The sequence below is a fragment of the Vreelandella neptunia genome (genome assembly GCF_000712975.1).
Classification (GTDB): Bacteria; Pseudomonadota; Gammaproteobacteria; order Pseudomonadales; family Halomonadaceae; genus Vreelandella; species Vreelandella qaidamensis.
Genome location: NZ_JHQL01000004.1, coordinates 514,087 through 517,018, shown reverse-complemented (window position 1 = coordinate 517,018; position 2,932 = coordinate 514,087). Strand labels below are relative to the sequence as shown.

Genomic DNA, 2,932 nt, shown 5'->3' with positions numbered 1-2,932 from the left:
TACGCGTTAGGCGACACCATTAATGTTAACGGTGATGCCAACGTTACCTCTACCACCACGGCAGACGGTGTACAGCTTGGTCTAGCGAACGTGCTCAGTGTGGGGTCTACCAATCCTGTCACGATCAACGGTGATACCGGCACGATCAGTGGTCTGACCAACACCACCTTCGACCCGAACGCCACTTACACTGGTGGCCAAGCAGCGACACAGGAGCAGCTGACAAGCGTTAGCAATGTTGCCAATGCTGGTTGGAACGTGCAGACCAACGGCGATACAGCGACAAACGTTGCACCCAATGCCACCGTCCAATTCATAGATGGTCAAAACATCGATATTACGCGTACGGGCACCGATATTACGGTTGCCACGTCGCCAGATCTGACGGCTGACAGCCTCACCATTAACGGTGGTCCGGTGATTAATAATACCGGCATCAACATGGGGGGGAACACCATCACCAACCTGGCACCTGGTGTCGCTGGCACCGATGCTGTCAACGTTAATCAATTAGCAGCACAGAGAATTCGCTACTACAGCGTCAATGATAATGGCACCCAACAAGGCAACTTCAACAACGACGGTGCAACAGGTGTCAATGCTCTTGCAGCAGGTACCAACGCGTTAGCGGCTGGCAATTCTGCTACCGCCGTAGGGAATAACAACTCTGCATCTGCCAATAATGCGACGGCAGTGGGTACTGGAAACACGGCGGAGGGAGAACGTTCAGTAGCCTTAGGTTTCAATAACAATACAAACAGTCAAAGTCAGATTGCTATAGGTGCAAATAACGTACTGGGTGCAGGCACACCAGGGGACTCATTTACCGCTATTGCCATTGGCCGCGAAAACAAGTTGCAGGCACAAAATACGACGGTAATTGGGCAGCTGAACGAAGTTTCCGGCCGTTTTTCTTCAGCCTTCGGTTTCACGAACAACATTTCCGGTGAAAACTCCACCGCATTTGGTATTCGTAACCAAGTGGAAGGACGAACGTCTGTTGCGATGGGCTTCGAGAACAAGGTAACCGGCGGTGGTTTCTCGCGGGCGATCGGCTACCAAAATGAAGTTTCTGGCAAGCTCTCAACAGCGTTAGGTGGTCAAAATACCGTTAGCGGTAATCTCTCCTCAGTGATCGGTGCGGTTAACAATATTGATCAAGATAACGCCTTTGTGCTTGGTAACTTTGCTGATGTTAGCGTAGAAGGCGGCGTTGCCATTGGTACCGCTTCCAACGCCAATACTGGAGCGGGTATTTCCGGTTATAACCCGTTGACGGGTATCGCGGATGATAATGATCCAGCGATTACGGCCACCAAATCAACCTATGGTGCCGTGGCGGTTGGTGATGAAGGCGTTGGCTTATATCGTCAAGTCACCGGCGTTGCTGCAGGTACCGCTGATAGCGACGCCGTTAACGTCGCGCAGCTGAAGGCCTTGAACAACGTCGTTGACCAAGGCTTCAACATCACCGCAGACAATGCCGATCTGGCAGATCCAGCGGCGACCGAAGACACCGTCAAGCTGGGCGAGACCGTGGCCTACACCAGTGACGATGGCAACATCATCACCACGGTGCGTGACAACGAAATCGACTTCGCGTTGAACACCGACCTCACCATTGGTGGCCCGGGCGCGCCTGGCGAGCCAGGCGTCGACGGTAAGATTGGAGTTGACGGTGCTGACGGCGTGAGTGGCGTTGCGATCAACGGCGCAGACGGCTCCATCGGCCTGACAGGTCCGGCGGGTCAGAATGGCATCAGCCCACAAACCATCCTGCGTCCGCAGATCCTACCGGGCGACGTCATGGCCGACGCCACTGACGTGACACGTCTGACCTTCGAAGACGGCGATGGCAACAACAAGACCGTGGCCACGCTGGAAGATGACGGCCTGCGCTTCTCGGGTAACGACAACACCGGTACCGCGGATGGTTACGTCACCCGTAATCTGAACGACGAACTGCAGATTGTGGGCACCGGTGCCGACACCGATGCAGCGGGCGACCCGATTGCCTACTCCTCAGGCAACGTCAAGACCGTCGCAACCCAAGCCGGTGGTATTGAAATCCAGTTCGCCGACACCCCGAACTTCCAGGGTGCCGACATGGGTGACAAGCAAATCACCAGCGTGGAAAGCGGCCTGACCGGCACCACCCTAGAGACCGCCACCGGTGATGACCTCACCAATGCGGTGAACGTGGGCGATCTTCAGAACGCCAATAACACCCTGGTCACTACAGGCTTCAACATCACCGCAGACAATGCCGATCTGGCCGATCCGGCGGCGACGGAAGACACCGTTGCCCTGGGCGAGACCGTGGCCTACACCAGTGACGATGGCAACATCATCACCACGGTGCGTGACAACGAAATCGACTTCGCCCTGGGCAGTGATCTGATCGTGGGGGATGACACCACCCCAGGCAGCCTTGTTGTCAACGGCAAGGACGGTAAAGACGGCGTTGCTATCGATGGCGAGAACGGCACGATCGGCCTAGCCGGTCCGGCGGGCCCCAACGGCACGGATGGCCTAACCACCATCTCGATCCAGGACGGTGCACCGGGCGTTGATGGCGTAGACGGCGTGACACGCATCGTTTACACCGACCCAGAAGGCAATGATCAAGAAGTTGCCACGCTGAACGACGGCCTGAAGTTCCAGGGCGACGACGGCGAAGTGGTAACGCGCAAGCTGAATGAAACGCTTGGCTTGACTGGCGGCGCTGATGTGAACGCCCTGACGGACGGCAATATCGGCATCACCAAAGATAGCGATGGCAGCCTAAGGGTTCAGCTGGCTCAGAACCTAAGCGGCCTGACCGAAGTAGCGATTACCGATGGCCCGACGATCAACAACGGCGGCATCGACATGGGTGATACGAAGATCACCAACCTCGCCCCGGGCACAGACGGCACGGATGCAGTGAATG

At 56.3% G+C, this 2,932-nt stretch carries 1 pseudogene; it reads left to right on the top strand.

The window, feature by feature from the left end:
• A pseudogene (locus CR46_RS18465) lies at positions 1-2,932 on the top strand (hypothetical protein); the annotation flags it as partial.